General features: G+C 74.2%; 7 protein-coding genes. 1 reads left to right on the top strand and 6 read right to left on the bottom strand.

The annotated features are described in order from the left end of the window. Positions 1-41: 41 nt before the first annotated feature. Positions 42-392, top strand: a complete 351-nt coding sequence (locus ABD140_RS02000; protein ID WP_344236006.1) for a DoxX family protein — start codon at positions 42-44, stop codon at positions 390-392. A 44-nt stretch (positions 393-436) separates the two neighbouring features. On the opposite strand, the gene ABD140_RS01995 is transcribed toward ABD140_RS02000, so the two are convergent. The 6 genes from ABD140_RS01995 to ABD140_RS01970 all read right to left on the bottom strand — a co-directional run bounded on the left by ABD140_RS01995 (position 437) and on the right by ABD140_RS01970 (position 19,304). Then, positions 437-2,461 (bottom strand): protein kinase domain-containing protein, encoded by a 2,025-nt coding sequence (locus ABD140_RS01995; RefSeq protein ID WP_344236004.1) that lies wholly within the window; start codon positions 2,459-2,461, stop codon positions 437-439. A 78-nt stretch (positions 2,462-2,539) separates the two neighbouring features. Further along, entirely contained in the window at positions 2,540-4,459 is a 1,920-nt protein-coding gene (locus ABD140_RS01990; RefSeq protein ID WP_344236003.1) for a hypothetical protein, read from the bottom strand. Continuing rightward, positions 4,456-7,998, bottom strand: a complete 3,543-nt coding sequence (locus ABD140_RS01985) for a vWA domain-containing protein (RefSeq protein ID WP_344236002.1) — start codon at positions 7,996-7,998, stop codon at positions 4,456-4,458. The genes ABD140_RS01990 and ABD140_RS01985 overlap by 4 nt, the downstream gene beginning before the upstream one ends. Before the next feature lie 142 nt (positions 7,999-8,140). After that, positions 8,141-9,295 (bottom strand): ATP-binding protein, encoded by a 1,155-nt coding sequence (locus ABD140_RS01980; protein WP_344236001.1) that lies wholly within the window; start codon positions 9,293-9,295, stop codon positions 8,141-8,143. Positions 9,296-9,489: 194 nt separating this feature from the next. Further along, the gene (locus ABD140_RS01975) at positions 9,490-14,346 is read right to left on the bottom strand and encodes a DNA-binding protein (protein WP_344236000.1); all 4,857 of its coding nucleotides are present in this window, start codon (positions 14,344-14,346) and stop codon (positions 9,490-9,492) included. 71 nt (positions 14,347-14,417) lie between these two features. Further along, complete coding sequence (locus ABD140_RS01970; RefSeq protein WP_344235999.1) at positions 14,418-19,304, bottom strand: DNA-binding protein; 4,887 nt, start codon at positions 19,302-19,304, stop codon at positions 14,418-14,420. Positions 19,305-19,310 lie beyond the last annotated feature (6 nt).

The raw sequence follows: 19,310 nt of genomic DNA, 5'->3' as shown, positions 1-19,310 counted from the left end.
CCCGTCCACCCGAGATCACCCCCTGACCGAAGGCCTGTCGCATGTTCCTCACCTATGTCGTGGTCACCGCTCTCACCATCGCGGCCAACGCCTCCATCGCCGTCGCCGACTTCGCACGCGCGAAGTTCGTCCTCGCCAACTCGGCCGAGGTGGGCCTACCCCCGTCCTGGCTCCCCTGGCTCGGCGCCCTGAAGGCGGCAGGCGCCCTCGGGCTCCTCCTGGGGCTTCTGGGCGCACGGTTCATCGGCGTGGCCGCCGCCACCGGGCTCGTCCTGTTCTTCCTCGGCGCCGTGGCGGCCCACGTCCGCGCCCGCGTCTTCCACAACATCGCCTTCCCCGCCGCCTACCTGGTCCTCGCCCTCGGCTCCCTGGCCCTCGCCGTCACCCGCTAGGCGCGGGTCCCCCGGCCCATGCCGATGATCGCCGCGAGGGAGGGTCAGGGGGACCAGGTGGCGAGGGAGACCCCGGGGACCTTGGTCGTGGTGCCCTGGCGGGTGATGGTGAGGGTGGCGGGCGGGGTGGCGTCGGAGAGGCGGGCTTCGCTGCCGTCCGCGGCGAAGCGGGGGACGGCGGGGCCTCGGCCGGCGGGGGTCCAGGTGCCGGAGCGGAGTGCGAAGCGGGCCGGGCCCCGGGGGACGGCGGGGTCGGCGTCGGGGCATGCGGCGTCCTGGGGGAGGAAGGACGCGGTGAGGGCGCCGGAGGCGTCGTACCAGGTGGCGCGGACGGAGACGTAGCCGGTGGGCATGTCGGGCTCGGTGACCCGGCCGGTGGCCAGGTCGGCCAGGCGGACGCTTTCGTGGTGGTCGCAGTAGCCGCCTCGGCGGGCGCCCACGTAGACGAGGGAGCGGCGGTCGGGGGTGAGGGAGAGGGAGTGGGGTCCCACGTTGCTTCGGCCGTCGTCGGTGAAGATCTGGGTGGCCTGGCCGGACGCGGAGACCCGGTAGTAGGCGACGGGGCCTCCGTAGGCGCTGGTGCCCACGCCGTAGTAGAGGATCGTCTCGGTCCCGGTGCCGTCCACCAGGACGGGGCCGACCGCGGGGAAGTCGGGGTAGGGGTTTTCGGGGAGGCCGGTGATGGGGAGGGCGGCCGGGGTGCCGCCTTCGGACGGGTAGAGGGTCAGGCGGAGGGAGCGGCCTCCGGTGATCAGCTGGTCTCCGCGGAAGACGGCGGCACCGCAGTAGGTGTCCGGGCAGTCCCAGGTGTGGGTCCTGCCGTCGGCCGTGGACGCCAGGTGGATTTTGTCGGCGGAGGCGGTCTTGCGCGCGGCTGTCGTCCAGGCGAGGTGGCGGCCGTCGGCGGACCAGGCCAGTGAGTCTCCGGGTGCCCTGCCCGACAGGGAGGCGATCTTCCTGGTCTTGCCGTCGGGGCCGTTGACCATGACGGCGTTGTTCGTCATGTAGGCCAGGGAGGGCGCGGTCGGGGCGGTGGCCGCTGTGACGGGGCGTGCAGGCGACTCGTCTCCGATGAGTTTCGGCACCGCGTAGACGCTCACCCCTGCCGTGACGATGACGCCGAGGGAGGCCGCGGCGATCGTCAGGGAGGTCCCGCCGAGGACGGTGGAGCCCAGGCCCGTTCCCGTCGTGGTGGTCGCCGCGGTCGTGGCGGTCGTTCCCGCCGTGGCGATCAGTGCGGCGCCGCCGAGCATTCCGGCCGCCATTCCGCCGAGTACGGCGCGGCCGCGGGACTCCCAGTCCGGGCCGTAGGCGGTGGCGGCGGCCGCTTCCAGCTCGGTGACGAAGCTCTGCGCGGACGGAGGGCGTTCGGATGCCTCCTTGGCCATGCCGCGGGAGATCAGGGCCCGCAGGGGGACGGGAACGTCTTCCACGGGGAGCGGGGCTTGGCGGTGCAGGTCGGAGAGGTCGCCGTCATGGAACGGGAGATGGCCCGTGACGCACTCGAAGAAGACGCATGTGGCGGCGTATACGTCCGTCGCGGGGGTGGCGGCACCGCGCATCCACTGCTCGGGGGACATGTAGGCGGGTGTTCCCGAGCCGCCGCGGCTGCCTGCGAACACCGCCACGCCGAAGTCGATGAGCTTGCTCTGGCCTTCGGCCGTCACGATCACGTTGGCGGGCTTGTAGTCGCGGTGCACGATGCCGAGCCGGTGCGCGGATTCGAGTCCGAGGAGTGAGCCTTTGAGGACGGTCAGGGCCGCTTCGGGGGTCAGCGTCCTGTGCGTGTCCAGGACGGCGCGCAGTGAGGTGCCTTCTACCGCTTCCATGACGATCGCGGCGCCGCCCGGGAACTCGCGGAACTCGTACAGGGCCGCCACGTGGGGGCTTTCGACGCGCTGGAGCAGCACGGCCTCGTCCCGGAACCGTGCGATGGCCGCGGGCTCCGCGCCGTGCAGGTACTTGATGGCGGCGACGCGGCCGGACGGTTCGTGCCGGGCGAGCACCACACGGCCCTGGTTTCCGGCACCCAGCTCGCGCAGCTCCAGATATCCCGGAAGATCGCTCATGCCAGCAAATCTAGCGACATCGGGCGGAGCGGGGCGGGAAGAGCGGAGGTCCCGGCCCGAGGGCCGGGACCTCCTGGCTCAGGCGGCCTCCGGGGGCCGCCAGGTGTGGCGGATGAGGGTGTGTTCGGCGGCCGTGAGGTGGATGGACGAGGCCAGCCAGGCGGTCGCGAAGTGGCGGGGGTCGGTGTCGGCGAGGCGGCCGAAGGAGTCGCGGGTGTGGCGGGCGGCCTCGGTGGTGAGCGCGGTGGTCAGGGCGGCGGCGTGGTGGAAGCCGGTGCGGTCGAGGAGGGACGGGACGCCGGCTTCGCCCCGCGCCGACTCGGCCACGGCGCGGCGGCCTCCGGCGGTGGCCAGCTCCACCAGGCGGCGGACCCGCCAGAGCGGCGAGTCGACCAGGGGGTCGGGCGCCGTGCCGACGGGGAGCGCCGGGGGGAGGTCCGGCGGGAAGTGCATGCCCTGGAGGTGGTCGTAGCCGAGGTCGGCGTGGCCCTTCCACTCGGCGGGGAGGCGCAGGGTGCGCGGGTCTCCCGGAAGGGGGGCGATGGCCAGCGGGGTGAGGGTGGCCGCCCGGGACGGGTCGACGCGGGCCACCACGCGGACGCGGACGCCGGGACGGGCGGCCAGCTGGCGGAGGTTGGCGGTGTGCGCCAGGTCGGGGTGGCGGTGGGCCGGGACCAGGCGGATCAGGGTGGGCTGCGGTTCGCCGGTGGCGGGGTGGAGCTCGCGGGCCAGGACGTGGTCGCCCGAGGGGCCGAGGATCTCCAGGTCGCAGCCGAGGGGGCGGCGGAGGTGGAGTTCGACCTGGACGGGGTCGGCGCCCGGGTCCACGGCGAGGCGTTCGGCGGCGGTCTCCGCCAGGAGGCGGCCGAACAGGAAGGGGGCGGCGGACCAGTCCAGGCCGGGGGCCGTCAGGGCGCGGACGCCCTTGCCCGCGCCCAGCCGCCCGTCCGGGGAGACGGTCGTGCCGACGACCGTCAGGCCGGAGCGGGCGAGGCCGGAGTGGTCCAGGGGCAGGCCGCCCAGGGCGACGGGCGCGGTGGCGGCGCCCCGCGCGCGGGAGGGGCCGCCCGGCTTGACGTCGGCGACGGAGTACCAGTCTCCGGCCTCGGAGACGAGGTGGGTGACGACGCCGCCGTAGCCCGTCGCGCTGATCACCGGTTCGCGGAAGACGCCCTGCACGCGCAGGCTGCTGCCCTGCCGGTAGTCGCGGCGGGCCGTGCCGACGAGCCGGCCGTCGGGGCGGCCCGACGCCAGGAGGGACGCCGTCAGCAGGAGGTCGCGCAGCGCGGCGGAGAGGTCGGCCAGGCGGTGGCTCTCGTAGCGGGCCCTGGCCCCCCGCACCCCGCGTACGACGCGCAGCGCGGCGGCCTCGGCCCGGTAGAGGCCGGCGAGGCGCGCGGTGTGCGCGGCGCGGAGCAGCTCGGCCTGCAGGACGGAGCCCGTCGCCTGGGCGCCCACCGCCAGGATGTCGGCGGCGGCTTTCCACAGGCTCTCCGCGGCGCGGACCTGCGCGGCCGTGAGCTTCTTCACGGACGGCGCTTCGGGTTCGCCCGGCCCACCGGCCGAAGCCGCGGCTGCCGCGTCCGCTCCGGTCCCGGCACCCGGTGTGCCGGACGGGGCGGCCTTGTCGGCCGGCGAGGCGCCCGGGTCGGCTCCGGGCGCCTCGCCGGCCGGGGCCGCGGGCTCGGAGACGGGGTCGGCGATGGGGCAGGCCGTGAGGACGGCGGCGCGGTGGAGGCAGCGGGGTGTCAGAAGGCAGCTGCACACCGCCTGCTCCGCCGTGCCGACCGCGCCGGACGGTCCGGGGGTGAGGGTGACGGTGGTGTCCTCGCCGCAGACGATCGTCAGGGAGCCGTCGTCGCCCGCGGTGACGGGGAGCGCCGCGTACTGCTCGACGGCGGCGTCCAGCTTCTTGCGCAGCCGGGAGGTGAGGCTCTCCACGGCGGCGGCCGTCACGTCGGGGACGACCGGCGGAAGGGTGCTCGTAGAAGTGGTCATCGGGAATCTCCGCGGAGGCGGGCGCCGACCCAGCGGGCCAGGGCCTGGGGGCTGAGGGACGCGACCGGCATGCCGGCGGCCGCCAGTTGGGTGGCTATGGGCTTGGAGTAGCGGGGGGCGCCGGTGTCGTCGAGGGCGGCGCAGCCCAGGAGGTGGACGCCGGAGGAGACGAGGGCGCGGACCTCGGCGAGGAGGCCGCCGACGCCGTAGCCCTCCTCGAAGTCGCTGACGACCACGACCAGGGTGCGGCTGGGCACCTTCACCAGGGAGCGGGCGTGGGCCAGGCCGCGGGCGATGTGCGTGCCGCCGCCCACGCGCACCTCCAGGAGGAGGGAGAGGGGGTCGGTGACGCGTTCCGTCAGGTCGATGACCTCGGTGGAGAACGTCAGGAAGTGGGTGGAGAGGGTGGGGACGCCGCCGAGGACGGCCGCGGTGAGGGCCGACCAGACGACGGACGCCTCCATCGAGCCGGACACGTCGACGACGAGGATCAGCCGCCAGTCGGACTCCAGGCTGGCGCGCGTGGTGAAGACCGGGCGTTCGGGCACCACGACGAGCCGTCCGTCGTCGAGCTCGCGGGTGTGGGCGAGGTTCGCGCGCAGGGTGCGCGGCAGGTCCAGCTTCCCGCCGGGCCGGCGGGTGGGCCGGGGGGTGGCGAGGCCGGTGAGGGAGGGGCGCATCTGGGACGCCAGCTCCTTGGCGAGCTCGTCCACGAGGCGCTTCACCAGCGGGCGCAGCTTGGCGAGCTGGTGCTCGGGCATGCCGCCCGCCAGGGACAGCACGGTCGTCAGCAGCCCGATGGACGGCCGCACGAGGTCGGGGTTCAGCTCGGTGAGCACGTCGGTGCGGCCGGAGTCGGCGGCCTGCGCCAGGACCTCCTCGCACACCTCGGCGCCGAACAGCGCCTCGAGCTCCTCGGCCCACTCGCGGGCCGTGGGGAAGGAGTCCTCCCGTCCCCCGCCGTTCGCGGAGGCGCCGCCGGGCCCGAAGTCCGCGGCGCCTTCACCCCGGCCCGCCCCGTACAGCTCGTCGAGCGCCTGCCCGTAGCGGCTTGCCCCCGCCGAGAGCTTCTCGCTCTCCCGCCCGAGCAGCAGCCGCCACCGGTCGGCCGCCCCGAGCCGCTGCTCGCCGACCTCCTCCGAGATCCCTGACGGCGGAGCCGGAGCGGTCCCCGGCAGGGGCGCGTCCGCGGACCGCGCGGGTGCGGTGGGTCGACCGGTCGAGTCGGTCTTCAGCGGCGGCGGGGTGTCGAAGGCGGGGAGGTCGAGGAGCTGGAGGGCCTGATGGGCCTCGTTGTCGGTGGTGGTCCACAGGGCCAGGAGGGGGGCCGGGACGTCGAGGGTGAGGTCGGGGCGGTCGCCCAGGCGGGCGGTGATCGTCTCCAGGAAGCGGGAGCGGGCGGCGGGCGTGAGGATGTTGAAGCCGCCGCGCAGCGCGGGCAGGCGGACGAGGAACGCCTGGTCGGAAAGGGTCTCGACCCGGGTGACGAGGGGTTCGAGGGCCGCCGGCGCGTTCTCCAGGAGGGGGCCCGCGGCGGTGAGGAGGCCGGAGAGGCGGCGGTGCAGGCGGGTGCGGATCTCGGGGGTGGTGGCGGCGTCGACCCAGCCCGCGACGCGCGAGCCCAGGGAGGCGGCGTCGTCCAGGTCCAGGAGGACGCGGACGGCGCGGGCCGTGCCGCTCATCATCGGGGAGCCGGTGCGGGCGAGCTCGTCGAGGGCGTCGTCGAGGCGGAGGCCGAGGCGGTGCTCGCCCGCGCGGGTGGCGAGGTCGACCAGGGCGGTGGCGTCCTGGGCGTCGTCGCTTCCGGCGAGGCCGGGCAGGGCGCGGACGGCCGCCTCCAGCAGGACGACCGACAGGTCGGCCGCCCCCTCGCGCAGCTCGGGGGTGGTTCCGGGGAGGTGCTCGCGGCGCAGCGCCTCCAGCAGGTCCAGGCCCCTGATCAGTTCGGGGAGGGTGCCGGTCGACGGCAGCACCGCGGCGGCGTCGGCGAGGCGGGCGGCGACGAGGTCCGGCAGGTCGCAGCGGGCCGCCGTCTCCAGGCCGGCGAGGAGCTGGGCGCAGGTGGGCCCGCCCTCGGCCGCCTCGTGCCGGAACCTTTCGCTGAGGGTGCCGGCCGCGGCCTGGGCGGCGGTGACGCCGCGGACGCCGATGAGGTCGAGCCTGGCCGGCACGGACGGGGTCCAGCGCACCCGCCAGCGGGTGCTGAGGGCCGCGCCGTCGCCGACGACCGCGACGCCGACCGGGTCGCCGTATCCGACGCCGCACACCTCGAGCCGCTGGAGCAGGGTCTCGCGGCGGCGGTCCAGGGCGGACCGCAGCGGGTCGAGCCGCAGCTCCTTGGACTCGGGGGCGTCGGGGCAGGGCAGCCGCAGCTCCGCCAGCTCCTTCTCCACGGACGGGCCGAGGCCCGAGCGCGGCGTGCCGGGCGCGAGCCGGCCCCGGGTCGTCCCGACGAGGACCTGCTCGAGCGCCTTGGCGACGGCGCGTCCCCGGCCGAGGGGCTCGCCCTGGCCGAGCACGCTGGTCACCGCTTCGACCAGTTCGCCGCGGCCCGGCGCGGGCAGCCCGCGCAGCAGCGCCAGGTCGCCGGCGACCCGCAGCGTCTCGGCGGCCTCGCCCGTGCCCGCCGTGTGCCCGGCGCTCCGCATGGCCCGGCAGATCTCGGTGATGGTGCGCGCCGCGGCCTCCCGCAGCGCCGCGGGGTCTCCTCCGGAGCGGAACACCTCCTGCTGCCAGCGCGGGTCCCGGATTCCCGCCGGGTAGCCCGACCGCGAGTCCAGCAGGTCGAACGCGTACGGCACCAGCGAGGTCACCGACACCTCGTCGAGCGCCTCGGGGAGTTCCACGGTGTCCCCGGCGACCAGCGCGGGCGCGTGGAAGGAGCCCACGACGGCCGCGACGCGGCTTCCGTCGGCCGCGGCCCGTGCCAGGACGCTCCGCATGTAGGCCTCGCGCGCCAGGTCGACGGCGGCCACTCCGGTTCCGCGTTCGGCGTCCTGCCGCAGCGCCCAGCCGACGCCGAGCGCCGCGCGCCGCACGGCCTCGGGGCTGCACCCGGGCGCCAGCACCTCGACGGCGCGGTCCCACAGGTCATCCCCCTCGCGTCCGGTTCCCGAGGCCGCCAGCGCTCCCGCGAAGACCGCCTCTCCCGGACCGGAGCCCCGCTCCCCCGCCCAGCCGGAGTCGCTCAGAGGCAGGTCGCAGCACACCACCGGCACGCCGCGCGCCTGCGCCCACCGGATGGCCGCGAGCTCCGGGGAGAAGTCCGCGAACGGGTAGAACCCCAGCCCTCCGTCCCGCTGCGTCCCCGCGAGCGCGATGGGAGCCACCGTCCCGGCGCCTCCCAGATGCGGGATCCACTGCTGGAAGTCGGCGGGCAGCTCGACGCACACCACCTCGGCCTCGGCCGCCTCCAGCAGCGCCGGCACGACGGCCGCCACCGCCGGACTGTGGTGGCGCACTCCCACCAGGAACGGTTTCCCGCACTCGGCGAGCAGCCCCACGGCCTCCCGCGGTCCCACGGCTTCCACGGCACTCATCACCGCAACTCCTCCAGACTTCCTCTACCTGTCCCATTCGGACGACCCCGGGTCCCGTGAGAACGGCACCCGCTGCACCACAGACGACCGGCCCGCGTCCCGCCGTCCGGCCCGGCGGGCCGGGACGGCTCGGGGCCCGGTGTCAGCGGACGGTCTCGCGCAGGTCCCAGAGGCGGCGCCAGGTGGCGGAGCCGTCCTCGGCGCGGCGGCGGACGGGCCCGTCCCAGTAGCCGAGGAGGCGGGCGTGGTCGGCCGCGTCGTCCTTGCGGACGACGCCGAGGAGGTGGCCGGGGACGAGGTCGAGGGGTTCGCCCGCGGAGAGGTAGGCGGTGGAGATGGCCAGGGAGGCGGCGACCTGGACGGCCTCGGCGGTGGACATGACGGTGCTGGGGCGCTCCACGTCCCAGCCCTCGGCGGAGCGGCCGGAGCGCAGGTCGCGGAAGACGGTGACGAGGGTGTCCAGGACGGCGTCGTCGACGGAGAAGGGGGCGCCGGCGCGCTCCACGGCGGCGGTGGCCTGGCGGCGGATCAGCTCGGTCTCGGCGGCGGCGTCGGCGATGGGCGCGACGGTCTCGAAGTTGAAGCGCCGCTTGAGGGCCGCCGACATCTCCGAGACGCCGCGGTCGCGGAGGTTGGCGGTCGCGATGACGGTGAAGCCGGGGACGGCCGAGAGCGTCGCCTCGTCGGTGCCCGCCAGTTCCGGCACGCTCAGCCGCCGGTCGGACAGGATCGACACCAGGGCGTCCTGCACCTCGGGGAGGCAGCGGGTGATCTCCTCGACGCGGGCGACGCGGCCGCTGCGCATCGCGGTGAGGACGGGCGAGGGCACGAGCGCCTGCGGGGTGGGGCCCTGGGCCAGCAGGAGCGCGTAGTTCCAGCCGTAGCGGAAGGCGTCCTCGGTGGTCCCGGCGGTGCCCTGGACGGTCAGCGCGCTGGTGCCGCTGACGGCGGCGGCGAGCAGCTCCGAGAGCATCGACTTGGCGGTGCCGGGCTCGCCGACGAGCAGCAGGCCGCGCTCACCGGCGAGGGTCACCACGCACCGCTCGACGAGGGAGCGCTCCCCGACGAACTTGGGGGCCACGGTGAGCTCGCCGGGCACGCCCTTCACCGGCTCCGGGAGGCTCAGCGGCTCGTCGCCGGAACCGCAGATGAAGGTGACGGCCGCCTTCGGGGTCAGCGCCCAGCCGGGCGGGCGGGGGCCGGAGTCGTAGGCGGCGAGGAACGCCAGCTCCTCGGCGTACCGCTCCTCGGCGGGGAGCACCTGGCGGGCGGGGGCTTCCGTCACGGTGGAGGTCATCAGGACTTCCTTTTCTTCTCGTTCACAGGCGTGGGGACGGATGAACGGCTCCCGGAGGACGCCGTTCACCCGTTTCACAGGTCCAGGAATGCCGGACTCGGGGGAATCGGAATTCCACGAAGCGCGATCCAGCGATCAAGAACTTAGTGGGGACCACCGACAAATCAGTGCGAATCCCGAAATCATCTGCTGAGTCACCGAATCCGGAGCTCCGCGAAGCGCGGCCCGTCGTCTTCGGTGACGCGCCGCCAGGCTCTGCGGTACAGGTCCGCGGCGGGCTCGGTAGGAACGGCGGCGCCGAGTGGCGACGACGCGTCCCGGGGGCTCACCAGGGGGAAGAGCGGGAGCTTCCATTCCTCCAGCGACGGCAGAGGGGCGGGGAGCCTGCTCCAGCCGCCGGGGAGGAACAGGGAGCGCCCGGCTCCGGTGCGGTCGGCTTCGACGACGAGGGACGTCTTCGCCAGCTCGGCGCGGGCCGCCTTGAGGCGGGCGGGCTTCCAGCCCGTCCACCGTGCCGTGTTCTGGTCGGTGGGGTCGGGCATCGCCAGCAGCATCAGGTACACGGCCGCGGCGTCCGCGCCCAGCCCGTGGCGCGAGGCGGCCTCGGCGACGAGGTCCGGCACGGAGCGGGCCGGATCCTGCGGCCACCACGTGCCGTCCGCGGAGCGCTCCCCCGCCGCCGGGTCGCCCGGGTCCGCGAGCAGCGCCGCGAAACGTTCGTCCCGGACGAGGAGCACCATCGGCTCGAGCGCGCGGAGATCGGGGATCTCGTCGCGCAGGATCTCCAGGTAGAGGCCGTTTCCGGGCTCGTCCAGCAGCGACGGCCGGACGGCGGGGTGGACCCGCCTGGAACCGGCGGGCATCACGAGCGCGCCGTACCGCTGGTATCCGGCGCCGTCCTCGGTGGGCGGTCCCGCCTTCTCGCGGAACCCGGCCAGATCCACGCGCTCGCCGAATCCGAGTGTCAGGCCGGGGTCGGCGAGCCTGGCGCGTACCGCTTCGAGAGCCGCGGGGAGCCGTTCGCGCAGTGCGTCTCCCGCCGGGAGCCGGTGGGCGAGCCAGGCCGTCATCGCGACGGCGCCGAGAAGCGTCTCGCCGGTGAGCCCGACGGCGTCCCCGTCCTCGGGGGCCACGTGGTCGTTCCGCACGGTCCACTTCACGTCCCGGCTCAGCCGGGGTTCGGAGGCCGGGTCGAGCACGGCGGCCAGGCAGTGAGTGCTCTCCCAGCCGGCCCAGGACATCCGGTTCGCCTCGGTCGTGATCGCCTGGGGCACCGCGACCCGCCTGCCGACCTCCGTGTTCCACAGCTCGGCCGCCGCGGCGACGTCGGGGCCTTCGGTCCACAGCCGGGCCGGGTCGGCGGGGAGCAGCGCACCGACCAGAGCCCGCCGGAAGCGGGGGGTCGACGCGCGCAGCTCGTCCCGGGCGGCGGCGGCGTCGGCGGCTTTCAGACCGAGCGCGGCCCGCGTCCCCGGCGGCAGGAAGTTCCGGTCCTCCCGGTCGACCCAGGGCAGTCCCGCGACCACGAGCCGGGCCGTGGCCTCGGTGACCCCGGTGAGGCGGGCGAACTCCGCGGCGGCCTCGGTCGACCACGGCACCGGACCGCGCCCGGCGGCTTCGGCCAGGAACCCGGCCGGGCCGACGGAATTCGCGGGAGGGGCGAGCGGTTCCGACGAGCGCACCGTGTAGTGGGCGGGGACATCGAACCGGCCGGCCGGGTCGTGGAACAGCACGGACATGTCGGCGTCGCGGCCGGTCGAGTAGCGGAGGAGCCGGATCAACAGGAAGGCGCCGTCTCCCAGAGGGAGCAGGCTCCACTGGTCTCCCCAGCCGTATCCTTCGACGGGCGGGTGGAGGGTCTTCATGTCGAGGTGCAGGTGGAACCGGCGCCAGCGGGACGCCCCCTCCGGGGTCAGCCCCAGTTCGTCGAGTGCTCTCAGCAGCGCCCGCAGTGCCTCCCGGTGCTCGGGATCGGTGATCTCCGACACCGCTCGATAAGCCATGGCGGGGCGGCTTTCGAGCAGGGAGTCCTGCCAGAGGTCGCTGCCGTGCAGCTTGACGCCGTCCTTGGGGAGAGCGGGCCGCCCTTCGGGGGCCGGGACCGCGAAGACGCCGGACGCGGCCCGCGTGAGCGCCTGCAGATCCACGAAGAGCCGGGGTTCACCGTCCCAGTGCGCTTCGTACACCTGGTGGCCCAGACCATTGAGCGCCCGCTTGACCAGCAGCTCAGCCGGACCGGCGGCCCCCTCCTCCGGCACGGCCTCCTGGGCGACCGCCTCCTCCATGCGTTCCGCTGTCGCGCCCAGCGCCCGCTGCTGGGCGGCGGCGTGCCGCACGACCCCGGCCACTCCGGCTATCAGTGCCTCGTGGGTGACGTCGGGCAGCAGCCCGCGGACGGCCTCGGACAGGTCGCCGCCGCCCATCGCGGCCTGGATCAGGGAGGCGGCGGCCTCCTCGTCGATCCCGCGCAGCGCCGCCGAACCGCGAGGGTCGCGGGGGCGCATGCAGTGCCAGTACCGCGCCGGAGGCAGGAGCGCGGTGCCTTCCGCGAACGCTCCCGGGGCCCCGTCCGTCTTCACGGCGGACATGATGACCCCGTCCGTGTCGAACAGCTCGAGCTCGCGGCGGTTCCTGTTCGTCACCGCCCGGGGCCGGTCGTCGCCGGGCAGGAACAGGACGCCGAACGGCGCGAAGAACATCGGCGCCGTGACGGTGTTCCCGGCAAGGTCCTCACCCCGGTAGACGTCTTCGGGCAGCCGCACGACCCGCAGGCCGAGCAGCCCGTTCACGGGGGTGCCGGCCGGAGTGGCCCCGATGCCGGGGACGGGCAGCAACGAGCCGGTGAAGAAGGAGCCGCCGGGCACGTCGCGGGCGGCATCGGCGAAGAAGCCCGGCATGCTCTCGCGGCCGGACTCCCCGCTCGCCGCGTCGTACTCGTGCCAGCCCAGCCCGCCTTCGGCTCTGCCCTTCCACACCCAGTACGACGTCCCGTCGCTGATGACCGGCCGGCTTTCGGGCAGCACGGTGTCCCCCCTGCGCAGTGTCCCGGCACCGGTGGCGCGGCCGCCGCCGGGCAGCGGCAGGCCGACCCCGTTCTCCTCCTTGCGCCGGGCCAGGGTCTGCGCCGGGGAGATGCGGCCTTCCAGGGGCAGGTGCCGGTCGGCTTCGGTATGCCAGTAACCGAGGAACCCGTCACCGCTCCGCCTGGACCGCCAGTGGACGAGCAGTTCCCCGTCCACGTACTGGAAGCCCAGGTCGTTGCGGGGATCGCCGTGGGGAATGCGCAGGTCGTGGACGAGGACGGTGCCCTCCGCGCCGATCACCCTGGCCCGGGTCCGGTCGGCGACGATCAGGTGCGGCCAGGCATCGGCGACCAGGACGTCGGCGGGCTTCCCGACGTCCGCCAGCTCTTCGAGCGCCTTCTCCCAGGCGGGCCAGCCGAGCTCGTCGAGGAGCCCGGCCCGCAGGGTTCGCCGCAGGGACGGTGCCAGGCCCTCGGCGGCGGCCGCGCGCACCGCGTCCTCGGCCAGCGCCAGCACCTCGACGGGCAGCCGCCCGAGGTGGTTCACCGCACGGGGTGTGTCCGGCAGTCCTGCGGCGGTCGTCCGGCGGGCGACCTCGGCCGCCCAGTCGGCGATCAGCGGACGTCCGCCCGGTGTGGCGAGCAGGACGCGCAGGGCGTGCAGTCCGGCCTCGTCGTCGCGCAGCTCGTCGGCGGCCCGGTGGAAGTCCGCGCGGAATCGCGGGTCCGCCGCCGCGGCCAGCAGGTCGCGCCGGTCCTCCCCCCGTGCCCAGTCGTCCAGGCGCTGCCGGGCGTACCAGGGCGGGACGGCCACCGGTATGCCCAGGGCGAGCATCAGGTCCAGCAGATCCAGGTGGTGGAGGGTGTCGAATTCCGCGCCGCTCGCGCTGAGCTCGGCCCGCAGTCGGCCCGCCATGCTCTCGACCAGCGGGAACAGCGCGGGCAGGCGGTCCCGGTATCCCTGCCGTCCCCAGAGCCCCAGGAAACGCTCCAGCCAGCACGTACTTCCGTCCTTCGGCCGCGCCTCCTCAGGTGCGCCGTCGGGATCGCTGAGCACGGCGAAGGCCCCCGCCGCCTTCAGAAGCTCCAGCCACACGGCCGCCGTGCCCTCCTCGGACACCGGCATCATGTTCAGCAGCGCTCCGAGGAACTCCGGCCGTCGCTCGGCCAGGGAGGCCAGGGCCGGGCGGTGCGTCTTCCACCACCCCATGGCCGCCCGTTTCGTCGCGGGGAGAGCGAGCAGTTCGGTGAGGTAGGCGTGTTCGACGGCTTCGGCGTTCTCGCCCGCCGCCTTGGCCAGACGCCGCAGGTCCGCGGCCGTCGACCCCGACGGCGTCAGCCCGCTCTCGGTGCGCCGCACGCACAGGAGGGTGAAGCGGCGCAGCGCCTCGTCGGCGGGCACGCGGGCGGCCAGCCCCTTGGCGTATCCGGAGATGGCCTTCACGGGCAGCGCTCCGGAGAGCATGAACTCCAGGAAGACGGCGTCGAGCCGCTCCTCGTCGATCGGCAGGCCGTGCTCGGCTTCGGCGTCCCGGGCGCTGTTGAACAGCTGCGCGGCGTAGACGGCGTTCCCGATCTCGAGGAACTCCCGGGCGGCCCGCTCGTAGTAGGTCGGCAGCAGGTGGGGGGCCGAGGAGGCCAGTCGCCCGGCCAGCTCGTGGAAGGCGTCCAGCGCGGCCTTCGGTCTGGTCTTCGCGCGCTGGGTGATGCGCTCCAGCTCGGGCACGACGGCCAGTGCGTGGTGCCCGTCCTGGGGACGGTGCGCGAGCACCCATTCGGGGAAGCCCAGCGCGGCGCGCTGCCCGATACCGACCATCCTGGGCTCGCCGAGGCGTTCCATGCCGAGGAAGCCGGCGGCCTGGTCCTCCCCCTCCCCCAGCTCGACGGGCGCCAGCCGCACCACCACCCGGCCGTCCAGCGCCGGATGCCGGTACCTCCGGGCGGCCAGCGGAACCGCCTGCTCTCCGGCGCCTTCGCTGCCGAGCGGAAGCACGGCGCCCGCCGCCAGCAGTTCCGAAGCGTCGCTCATGTGCGTTCTCCTTGTCTCTCCACACGGCTCCCGGGGCGCCGCCGGTGAAAGGCGCCCCGGGAGCACACGGGTCAGCGGCGTCGGCCTTGCGGGATCTCCACGTCCACGAAGCGCGGCCCGTCGCCTTCGGTGGCGCGCCGCCAAGCCTCCCGGTACAGGTCCGCGACGGGCGCCGTGGGGGCTACGACGCCGAGGGGCGCCTTCGCCTTCGCCGTGCCCGCCAAGGGGAAGGACGAAAGCTTCCATTCCTCCAGGGGAACGTGCGGGGAGGGAAGCTCCATCCAGCCGCACGGCAGGAACAAGGAACGGCCCGCCCGGGAACGCTTGGCCTCGACCACCAGATCCGTCACCGCCAGTTCCGCTCGGGCCGCTTTGAGACGCGCCGGCTTCCAGCCCGTCCACCGCACGGTGTCGCGGTCGGTCGGGTCGGGCATCGCCAGCAGCATCAGATACACGGCGGCGGCGTCCGCACTCAGCCCGTACCGCTCGGCCGCCCCGGCGACGAGATCCGGCACGGAACGGGTCGGATCCTGCGGCCACCACGTGCCGTCAGCGGCCCGCTCCCCCGCCGCCGGATCGCCCGGGTCGGCCAGCAGCGCCGCGAACCGCTCGTCGCGGACGGCACGCACCGCCAGTTCGGCGGCGAGCAACTCGGCCGAGACGCCGTGCAGCAAAGCCGCGTACGGGTCGTTCCCGGTCTCGCCCAGCAGCTTCGGATCGATGGCGGGACGGATCTCCTCGTCCCAGCCCGTAGGCACGACGACCGCCCCGTACCGTTCGTGGTCGTCGTGCACCTCCGTGGGAGGCCCCGTCATCCTGCGAAGCCTGCCGAGGTGGATGTCCTTGCCGGTGGGGAGCATCAGGCCGGGGTGCGCGAGACGGTCCCGGACCGCGGCGAGGGCCGCGGGAAGCCGCTCCCGCAGCAGGTCCCCGGCGGGGAGCCGATGGGCGAGCCAGGCCGTCAGCGCGACGGCGCCGAAAAGCGTCCGCGTGGTGAAACCGGCCTCCTTCTCGTCCTTGGGGGAGACACTGCTGCTCCGCACGACCCATTCCAGGTCACGGTTCAGCTCGGGAGCGGACGGGGGGTCGAGCAGCGCGGCCATCGCCAGGCCGTGATGCCAGTCGATCCGCACGTCCTTGACCGCCTCGGCCATGAGCCCCTCGGGCACCGGGACGCGCCGGCCCACCCTGGTGTTCCACACTTCGGCGGCGGCGGCGACGTCGGGGCCGTCGGTCCACAGCCGGGACGGCTCCGCGGGCACGAGGGCGTCGACGAGGGCCCGCCGGACCCCGGCGCCCAGCGCGAGCAGCTCCTCCTTGGCCGCGGCGGCGTCGGCGACCTTCAACCCGAGGATGTCGCGCACTTCAGGCGGCAGGAAGTCACGCTCCCATTCCTTGACGTTCGGCATGCCGGCGACCACCAGCTTCGCCATGGCCGGGACGACTCCGGTGAGCCGGGCGAACTCCTCGGCCGCCTCGGGGAACCACGGCGCGGGGCCGCGTTCGGCGGCTTCGGCCAGCAGCCTCGGCGCCAGGAGGGCGTCCTCCAGCTCCGAGGCCGAATCGGACGAGAACACCTCGTAGGCGTCGGGGAGTTCGAACCGGCCCGACGGGTCGTAGAAGAGGCCGGTGAACTTGTCGTAGTACGGGATGTGGTGGTCCGTGACGACCAGGAACGCGCTGTCCTTCATGGCCAGCAGCCCGTTCCCGTTGCTCGTGCGCGTCTTCCCGTAGGGTTCGACCGTGCCCCTGTCCAGGTGCAGCACGAACCGGCGCCATCGGCCGTGCCGCTCCGCGTCTCCGATCAGGCCGAGCTCGCCGAACGCCTCCAGCAGCGTCGCCAGCGCCTCCCGGTCCTCCGCGGGGTTGAGCGCCGACACCGCCCGGTAGGCGACGTTCCTGATGCCGCCGACCATGTCGGCTATCGCCACTGTGGTCTCGGGAAGCTCGGGTCCGTCCAGGTGGAGGGCGGGCAGCGGGTCCTCTTCCGGGTCTCCGGCGGCCGTGAAGCGAGCCGTTCCACGAAGCGCTTGGAGGGCTCCGGCCCGCTCGTCACCGCGGATGTAGACCTTGCCGTACCCGAGCCCTTCGACCGCCATGTTGATCCGCTTGTCGGAGGGGTCGACGGCCTTCTTCTCCTGGGGAGGAGCCGCTGGGGGAGGAGCCGCTTGCCGCTCCTCCTTCCGCTCCTGGGGAAGAGCGTCCTCCAGGCGCCGCGCCACCTTGTCCAGGGTCCTCTGCTGTCCGGCGGCGAACCGCACGACCCCGGCGATCCCCGCGATCAGCGCCTCGTGAGTCACGTCCGGGACCAGCCTGCGGACGGCCTCGGCGATGTCCTCCCCGTCCACGGCCGTCTTCAGCAGGGACGCGGCGGTCTCCCGGTCGATCCGGCGCAGCGCCTGCGAACCGCGCGGATCGCGGGGGCGCATGCAGTGCCAGTAGTGCACCGGGGGAAGGAGCTCGGTGCCTGCCGCGAACGGCTCTGCAACCTTGTTCGCGTCCACCTTGGCCGTGACGACGCCGTCCGGGTCGAGCAGCTCGAACCGGTACTCGTCCCTCACCAGCACGCGGGGCTCATCGGCGCCGGGCAGGAAGAGGGTGTGGAACGGAAGGCGGCGTTCAGGGACGGTGACGGTGTTCCCGGCGAGATCCTCGCCTCGGTAGGAGCCGTCGGGCAGTTTCACGACGCGCCAGCCGAGCACCCCGTCCACCGGGGCGCCGAAGGGGGTGGCCTCCGCCGACGCCAGGGGCAGCATCCTGCCGTCGGCAAGGGTGCTCCCGTCGGACAGGCCTCGGGTGGCTTCGGCGAGGAAAGGCGGCATGCCCCGTTGACCATCGGTCCCGTTCGCGGGGTCGTACTCGTACCAGGGCTCGTCTTCGCCCTCGGACTTCACCCAGTACGACGTCCCGTCGCTGATGACGTACCGGGACGGCGGCAGCACCGTGTCGCCGCGGCGCAGCACACCGGCGCCGGTGGTGAGGCCCCCCTCCGGCATCGGCAGGCCGAGCGGGGACGTCCTTCTGTACCAGTACATGGTCTGGGACTCGGCGGCGTGCCCCGAGATCGGGCCGCACCGGTCGGGCGCGGTGTGCCAGTACCCGATGCGATCGTTCTCCCAGGCGACGGGAAGCCAGTGGACGAGCAGTTCACCGTCCACGTAGGAGAAGCCCGGATCCGCGTACATGTCCGGGGAAGGGGTCTGCACGTCGTGGACGAGCACGGCGCCCTCCGCGCCGATCACCCTGACCTGCCTCCCGCCGGAGACGATCAGGTACGGCCAGGCGTCGGCGACCCGCACGTCGACGAATCTCCCGTCGCCCACCAGCTCTTCGAGGGCCTCTTCCCATGCGGGCCAGCCCAGTTCGTCGAAAAGGCCCGCGCGAAGGGTGCGCACGAGGACGGAGGCCAGGTCGGTGGTGACGGTCTCCCGCACCGCGTCCTCCGCCAGCGCCAGTACCTCGCCGGACAGCCGGCCCAGCTGTTCCAGCGCGTCGGGCAGGCCCGGCAGTCCCGGCACGATCGACTCGCGGGCGGTCGAATCCATCCAGCCCGCCAGCAGCCGGCCGCCTCCCGGAGAGACGGCCAGCCGGTGGAGGACGTACGTCTCGTCCCACCACAGGCAGTCGGCGTTGTAGTGGAAGCACTCGAGGAAACGCGGGTCGGCGGCCAGCGCCGACAGATCCCGGCGCTCCTCGGCGTCGGCCCACCTCTTCAGGTGCAGCGAGTGCCCCGGATCCGGGTCCTCCACCGGCACGCCCAGCTCGAGCAGCAGGTCCAGCAGGTCGAGGTGGGGTGGTGGCGCGAGTTTCCCGCCACGGACGCCGAGCTCGACCTTCAACTGATCCGCCATGCGTTCGACCAGCGAGAGCAGGCCGGGCACCGGGGCGCCCTGGTGCATCCAGAAGCAGTCTACGAGCCGGTTCAGCCAGTCGATGCTGCCGCCTTCCGGGCGTGCTTCCTCCAGCACGCTCTTCGGGTCGATGAGCGCGGCGACCGCGCCGGACTCCTCCAGCAGCTCCATCCACAGGCCAGGCAGTTCCTTGTCCGCCGGTTCCATGTTCAGCAGCGTTCCGCGTATCTCCGGCCGCTCCTTGGCCAGCGCGACCAAGGCCTTGCGGTGGGCCTTCCACCAGCCCGCCGCGGCACGGGCGGTCACCGGGCAGGCGAGCATCTCCGCGAGGTAGTCCCCCTCGGCCGCCTGGACGTCGGCGCCCGCGGCCTTGGCGAGCCGCCGCAGCTCGGTCGCGGTCTGCAGCGACGGCTCCAGCCCGGCCGCCGTGCGTTGGACGCACAGTGCGGTGAACCTGCGCAGTGCCTCATCGGCGGGCACCCGGTGGGACAGCTCCTTGCCGTAGGCGCAGATCGCCTTCACCTGGAGGGCTCCGGCGAGCGCGAACTCCAGGAAGACCGCGTCGAGCCGCTCCTCGTCGATCGGCAGAGCGTGCTCGACCTCCGCTTTGCGGGCGTGGTTGAACATCTGCGCGGCGTACGCGAGGTTCTCGGCGGCGAGGAAGGCGCGGGCCGCCCGCTCGTAGAAGGTCGGCAGCAGGTGCGGAACCGAGGACGCCAGGCGTCCGGCGAGTTCCTGGAAGGCGTCCAGTGCCGCTTTCGGCTTGACCGTCGCGCGCTGGGCGATGCGTTCCATCTCCGGGACGATGTCCAGGGCGTGGTGGCCGTCCTCCGGGCGGTGTACCAGCACCCATTCGGGAAAGCCCAGCGAGCCGCGCCGTCCGAGGCCGACGGTCACGGGATCCTTCGCGGTCTCCAGTCCGAGGAACTCCGCGGCCGAGTCCTCGCCCCGTCCGAGGCCTGCGTCCACCAGCCGCACCACCACGCGGTCGTCCAGCGCGGGATGCCGGTACCTGCGGGCGGTCAGCGGTACCGCTTCCTCGCCCGCGTCCTCCGTGCCGACGGGGAGGATCGCGCCCGCCGCCAGCAGTTCGCGTACGCCGTTCATGAGATC

The sequence above is a fragment of the Actinocorallia libanotica genome (genome assembly GCF_039525175.1).
Classification (GTDB): Bacteria; Actinomycetota; Actinomycetes; order Streptosporangiales; family Streptosporangiaceae; genus Actinocorallia; species Actinocorallia libanotica.
Note: the sequence above shows the minus strand (reverse complement) of the source record. Positions and strands in the feature narration are given on the sequence as shown.